The sequence below is a fragment of the Halobacillus karajensis genome (genome assembly GCF_900108515.1).
GTDB lineage: Bacteria > Bacillota > Bacilli > Bacillales > Halobacillaceae > Halobacillus > Halobacillus karajensis.
Genome location: NZ_FNWW01000018.1, coordinates 21050 through 27049, shown reverse-complemented (window position 1 = coordinate 27049; position 6000 = coordinate 21050). Strand labels below are relative to the sequence as shown.

The window sequence follows — 6000 nt, the reverse complement described above, 5'->3', positions numbered from 1 at the left end:
CCCATCTGTAAGTGATAGCAAGAAGCCATCTTTCAACTTTCCTTCATGCGAAGAAAAGTATTACCCGGCATTAGCCCCGGTTTCCCGGGGTTATTCCGGTCTTACAGGCAGGTTGCCCACGTGTTACTCACCCGTCCGCCGCTCGTTCCACGAGCTTCACCCCGAAGGGATCCACTCGCTTCCCGCGCTCGACTTGCATGTATTAGGCACGCCGCCAGCGTTCGTCCTGAGCCAGGATCAAACTCTCCATAAAAGTTAAGTTTGACTTGCTCATTTGCACACCGAATGTGCTTGTTTTAAATCTCTTCTATATAAGAAGAAATGTTTGACGTACTGGTTGGTTCGTTCAGTTTTCAAAGATCAAATGCTGCCTTTCCGACAGTAATCAAATTCTAGCATGTTTGACTATCTTCGTCAATACTTTTTAGTGGAATTTGTAGAAACAAATCTTTAATCGAATTGTTTTGTGTGCTTTCAATTAAGCAACATTAACTATATTACACTATTCATTTCTTTTCGTCAATAGATTAAAAGATTTTTAGGGCTTTTAAATTAAGATTATTCTCTATCATGCAGAAAGAAATTACAGTTCCTATGATTTCCGAAATAAACAAGCGGGCTCTATTTGTAAGGCCCGCTTGTGTTGACTTCATAGTCCCTATCCATGAAATCCTTAAGACTGAATGTAGTAAATACGCTTTCTCCATCTTCTGCGCAGGATCTTTGCCGCCATCCGCGCTCCGCGTTTATCATCACTTACAATAAGAATAGGTTTAGAACAACAAAGTTGATCTTTTAACACTCGCGGTAAGTAACTCAATGGAATATTTTCAGCTCCTGGATAAGGACATCGATAAGCACTGATATAATCTCTTATATCAATGACACACATATCACCTTCTGATGTCCGCCCTTTGTGAAATGGTTTTAATATCACCTTCTGGTTCAAGAAATATCCTAAAAACACCACGATCAAGCTAATGCCTATATATAAAGTCCCCATCATTTAACTTCCGTCGTTAAAAAACTAGCTCTCCATCCCATTTCAGCATACCGCCTTCCATGTTCTGAACATTTCTAAAACCTTTTTCTATCATAAATTCCGCAGCGTTCATACTACGACGCCCAGAACGGCAAACCATTACATATTCTTGAGCTTTCGGAAGTTCCTCTACTTTATTAGGAAGATCTCCTAATCGGATATGTTTAGCAGTGGGCACCATCCCCTGAGCCACTTCTTCATCTTCCCTAACATCTATAATTGTAAAGTCTTCATTATTTCCAAGTTTCCCTTCCACTTGCTGGGGTGTAATCTCTTTAATTTGACTCATCCTTTTCCCTCCATATGAACTATTCGTACATCCATTTTAATTTCCTGCTATCTAAAGTCAAGATATGTGAATCAGGAAGATATGCTAGCAAAGCACCCCGCTGCATGCGGAGTGCTTATCAAATTAATTCGCTACTATATTCACTAGCTTCCCTGGAACAGCAATCACTTTCCGTACTGTTTTTCCTTCAAGCCATTGCTGAATGTCTTCATTTTCAAGTGCTTGCTTTTCGAGGTCCTCTTTGGATGCTTCTTTATTAACCAACATTTTCGCACGAACTTTACCCATAACCTGGACGACGATTTCTACTTCGTCTTCTACAAGTTTAGATTCATCAAATGTCGGCCAGGGCTGGTAGCTGATCGTTTCTGAATGGCCAAGTGTTTCCCACAATTCTTCAGCTAAGTGTGGAGCAACCGGGGAAAGAAGCTTCACAAACCCTTCCACATACTCTTTTGGCAGAACATCAGCTTTGTAACCTTCATTAATGAAGACCATCATTTGTGAAATGCCTGTATTAAAACGGAGCTCTTCGAAATTTTCGGTTACTTTCTTCACTGTTTCGTGATAGACCTTTTCAAGTGTCGTATCCTCTGTAGATTCTTGAACAGAAGCAGACACCTCACCATCTGTAGTGAACAATCTCCAGACACGGTCAAGGAAACGGCGCGCTCCATCTAACCCATTCGTAGACCAGGCCACAGATGCATCCAATGGTCCCATAAACATTTCGTAAAGTCTCAGTGTGTCTGCTCCATGAGAGTAAACGATATCATCCGGGTTTACAACATTCCCCTTAGATTTACTCATCTTTTCATTATTTTCTCCAAGAATCATTCCTTGGTTAAATAGTTTTTTGAATGGTTCTTTTGTCGGTACAACTCCTACATCATAAAGAACTTTATGCCAGAAGCGAGCGTAAAGTAAATGAAGGACAGCATGTTCTGCGCCACCAATATAAACATCAACCGGAAGCCATTTTTTCAATGCTTCATAGTCAGCGAACGTGTCGTCATTATTCGCATCAATATAACGAAGATAGTACCAGCAACTTCCTGCCCATTGTGGCATTGTATTCGTCTCTCTCCGTCCCTTCATTCCTGTCTCAGGGTCAACGACATTTACCCACTCCTCGATATTTGCTAGAGGAGATTCTCCTGTACCAGACGGTTTTATTTCCGTTGTTTTTGGTAGTTGAACAGGAAGCTCTTCTTCCTTCACTGGAGTAACAGACCCATCTTCCCAATGAATCACAGGAATTGGTTCTCCCCAATAGCGTTGACGGCTGAACAACCAGTCGCGCAGACGGTAAGTGGTCTGCTGCTTCCCTTTTCCATTCTCCTCCAACCATTCAATTGCCTTCTTAATGGCTTCCTCTTTTCCAAGACCGTTAAGAAAATCAGAGTTGATATGCGGTCCATCTTCCGTGTAGGCTTCTTTTCCTAAATTTCCTCCATCTACTACGGGGATGATAGGAAGATCAAACTTCTTAGCGAATTCAAAGTCTCTATCATCATGGGCAGGTACAGCCATAATGGCCCCGCTTCCGTAGCTCATTAATACATAATCAGCGATCCAAATCGGTAGCTTTTCCCCATTAATCGGGTTAACAGCGTAAGCTCCAGTAAATACACCAGACTTATCTTTAGCCAAATCGGTCCGTTCTAGATCGCTCTTGTTTTGAGCTTTTTCAATATAAGCCTTCACCGCATTGGTTTGATCTGAGGCTACGATTTCATCGACAAGTGGATGCTCTGGTGCAAGTACAGCATAAGTAGCCCCAAACAAAGTATCCGGACGAGTGGTGAAAACATTAAAGGAATGCTGGGTTCCTTCAATTTCAAAGGTGACTTCCGCACCTTCTGACTTCCCGATCCAGTTACGCTGCATATCTTTAATACTTTCCGGCCAATCCAGTTCTTCAAGGTCCTCAAGAAGACGATCTGCGTATTCAGTAATCTTTAACATCCATTGTTTCATCGGACGGCGTTCGACAGGGTGATCTCCTCTCTCACTCTTTCCATCAATAACTTCTTCGTTAGCAAGAACCGTCCCTAAGGCTGGACACCAGTTAACAGCAACTTCATCAATATAAGCCAGACCTTTTTCGTAGAGTTTCAAGAAAATCCACTGGGTCCATTTATAGTAATCAGGATCTGTTGTATTGATTTCACGGTCCCAGTCATATGAGAAGCCAAGTTCCTGTATTTGGCGGCGAAACGTATTAATATTTTCTTTAGTGAACTCTTCTGGATCATTCCCTGTATCCAGTGCATATTGTTCAGCTGGAAGTCCGAAGGCATCCCATCCGATTGGATGAAGCACTTCATACCCTTGCATACGTTTCATGCGGGAAAGAATATCTGTTGCTGTGTATCCTTCCGGGTGGCCAACATGCAGCCCAGCCCCTGAAGGGTATGGAAACATATCCAATGCATAGAATTTCTTCTTGTCTGAATAGCTGTCTGTCTTGAATGTTTTCTCTTCAAGCCAGTACTTTTGCCACTTCTTTTCAATGGTTTTATGATCAAAAGCCATTTCATTTCCTCCTCATATTCTCTATCATGTATAGACCCTGCTGATTAAAAAAACAGAGTAAAATATAAAAAACCCCTCATCCCTATATGGGACGAGAGGCTTGATTCCCGCGGTACCACCCAAATTAACACCTATAAAGTGTTCAACTTGACGTCGATAACGGCGACCACACCGGCAGAAACTACTTCCGTTCACTTCTGCGACATCCAAGGCGAGTTCTTGATTCTCAAGGGCAGCTTTCACCAGCCGCTGCCTCTCTAAAACTTGAAAAAATCAATACTACTCCTTTTCCACGTCATACGATTATATTCGTATCTTAATGAATGTAAACACCTTTGTCAAGCAGCGTACATCCATCTTCTCCCTATTCCACAACACGTTCCCTTTCATGCTACAATACACAGGAATAATAAAACTGGAGGCAGTCTCATGAGTATTGAACGAATTTTAGATTATGCCCATACATTAATGGGCAGAAGCATTCAAACAGGCGATGTTGTCATTGATGGAACTTGCGGCAATGGACATGACACAACCTTTCTTGCGAACCATGTAGGGAAAGAAGGGCATGTGTATGCTTTTGATATTCAGCAAGAAGCAATCTTAAATACCCAAAGACGACTCAATACCCAAGGTCTTGATCAGCAGACCACCCTTATCTATGATTCCCATGCACACATCCAAAAATACCTTCAAAATGATCATCATGGAAATATAGCCGCTGCCATCTATAACTTGGGTTATTTACCAGGTAGTGATAAAAGCATTATTACGAAACCCGAAGGAACGATCCAATCCGTAGAAAGTGTTCTAGCTACTTTAAAAAAAGGGGGCCTTGTGGTTCTTGTTGTCTATCATGGCCACCCAGGTGGAAGCGAAGAAAAGGATGCCCTAATGAGTTACGTAACAGAATTGGATGCAAAAAATTATCAAGTTCTATATTATGGATTTATTAATAAAAAGAAAACGCCTCCGTTTATTTTAGCGATTGAAAGACTCAAATAGGAGGCAAAATAATAGCCTGGACGAACCATTATATTTCTCGTCCGGGCTTTAACATATGATACATCTTTGTATTGTAATAAAAGAATGTCGCCTTCTTACCACTGACTTTCAGCATATCCTTTACAAAGCTTTTGGCATTTGCCAACTTTCCTACTTTCCTATCAGCTAAATACATCCCCACAAGACCTTCATGAATCATTTCATGAAAGGAAGAGTCTGGGAGTTTTTGAATTTCTTCATTGGTCTTCACCACAAAGTAACGGAACCGTTTTTTCATTTGTTCCTGATGATCATAATAAGCACAGAAGTTCAAGTCTCCCTCTCTTTCATCTTCTTCCTGATCAATATAATAATCTAATAAAATATGCAACCCTTGCATGTAAGGGAAGTAACTTCTTTCAATTTGAACAGCTAATTCCCCATCCATTCTGCCACTTAGAGCGTAGGAAACAAGACAAAAAACACCAAGCGTTGATCCTGTACAAGCCGAAAATTCATACCAGCTTAATTCCGGCCACTCAGACTGATAGCGACTGAACCAATTTTGCAGTCTCGGGATTCTTTCATCTTCTATTACATGTTTATGTACTTGCAAGTCACTATATAGTTTCCCTAGTTTCAAAGCCTGGGCATGTACCATTTTATAATCTTTTGACTCGGCAAGGATATCTTGGCATGTTTTCACAAGGTCATGGAGATAACCCCCGTCCTCTTTTTCTTCACGATATTGATAATAATCCTGACAATCATTCCCTGGCGTTAAAGCATCCGTCATTGCTTGATGAAGCATACGAAAATCTACAGGGTCCATGGAAGTGCTGCGGTCACAAAGATTATCCAAATAGTCACTAATCGTTTGGTAAGCTACAATAAACTGTATAGACTTGTCAGCATTATCCCCAGAAAGCACCGAATAAATAGATCCGCCCTCGCAATGAAAAGTCTTATCTTTAATACTCCTTAATGCCTGGTTTCGAAGCTCAGGATCAGGAATAGATTGGGCACGTTCAATCCAATAGGATAACTCCTTATGAACAGAAGGAAAAATATGACGATAAACCCTGTACATTAAATTAATGGCGTTATTTGGAACTGCATGAACCAATGGGAAATCCTCCTTACTGTA

The 6000-nt window shown here is 41.1% G+C and carries 5 protein-coding genes, 1 rRNA gene and 1 other annotated feature; of the genes, 1 reads left to right on the top strand and 5 read right to left on the bottom strand.

Annotated elements, in window-relative coordinates:
- The 4 genes from BLW54_RS19840 to leuS all read right to left on the bottom strand — a co-directional run.
- Positions 1-253 (bottom strand): 16S ribosomal RNA (locus tag BLW54_RS19840); the annotation flags it as partial.
- A gap of 420 nt (positions 254-673) precedes the next feature.
- Positions 674-1006, bottom strand: coding sequence for a rhodanese-like domain-containing protein (locus tag BLW54_RS19835; RefSeq protein ID WP_244153558.1), 333 nt, complete (start codon positions 1004-1006; stop codon positions 674-676).
- A 13-nt stretch (positions 1007-1019) separates the two neighbouring features.
- A complete protein-coding gene (locus BLW54_RS19830) occupies positions 1020-1331 on the bottom strand; it encodes a rhodanese-like domain-containing protein (protein WP_035511348.1) in 312 nt (103 codons plus the stop codon).
- Between the two features lie 123 nt (positions 1332-1454).
- The gene (gene leuS, locus BLW54_RS19825) at positions 1455-3869 is read right to left on the bottom strand and encodes a leucine--tRNA ligase (protein ID WP_035511351.1); all 2415 of its coding nucleotides are present in this window, start codon (positions 3867-3869) and stop codon (positions 1455-1457) included.
- An 84-nt stretch (positions 3870-3953) separates the two neighbouring features.
- Positions 3954-4171, bottom strand: a binding site (T-box leader).
- 127 nt (positions 4172-4298) lie between these two features.
- On the opposite strand from leuS, the gene mnmM reads away from it, so the two are divergent.
- Positions 4299-4874 (top strand): tRNA 5-(aminomethyl)-2-thiouridylate-methyltransferase MnmM, encoded by a 576-nt coding sequence (gene mnmM / locus BLW54_RS19820; protein ID WP_035511354.1) that lies wholly within the window; start codon positions 4299-4301, stop codon positions 4872-4874.
- Between the two features lie 28 nt (positions 4875-4902).
- On the opposite strand, the gene tbcS is transcribed toward mnmM, so the two are convergent.
- On the bottom strand, positions 4903-5979 hold the full coding sequence (gene tbcS / locus BLW54_RS19815; protein ID WP_500683381.1) for a tetraprenyl-beta-curcumene synthase: 1077 nt from the start codon (positions 5977-5979) through the stop codon (positions 4903-4905).
- Between the last annotated feature and the right edge of the window lie 21 nt (positions 5980-6000).

What these genes read in the sequence shown, in the direction of transcription:
- BLW54_RS19835 (WP_244153558.1), bottom strand. Translation starts at nt 1,006, where the DNA reads ATGATGGGGACTTTATATATAGGCATTAGCTTGATCGTGGTGTTTTTA.
- BLW54_RS19830 (WP_035511348.1), bottom strand. Translation starts at nt 1,331, where the DNA reads ATGAGTCAAATTAAAGAGATTACACCCCAGCAAGTGGAAGGGAAACTT.
- leuS (WP_035511351.1), bottom strand. Translation starts at nt 3,869, where the DNA reads ATGGCTTTTGATCATAAAACCATTGAAAAGAAGTGGCAAAAGTACTGG.
- mnmM (WP_035511354.1), top strand. Translation starts at nt 4,299, where the DNA reads ATGAGTATTGAACGAATTTTAGATTATGCCCATACATTAATGGGCAGA.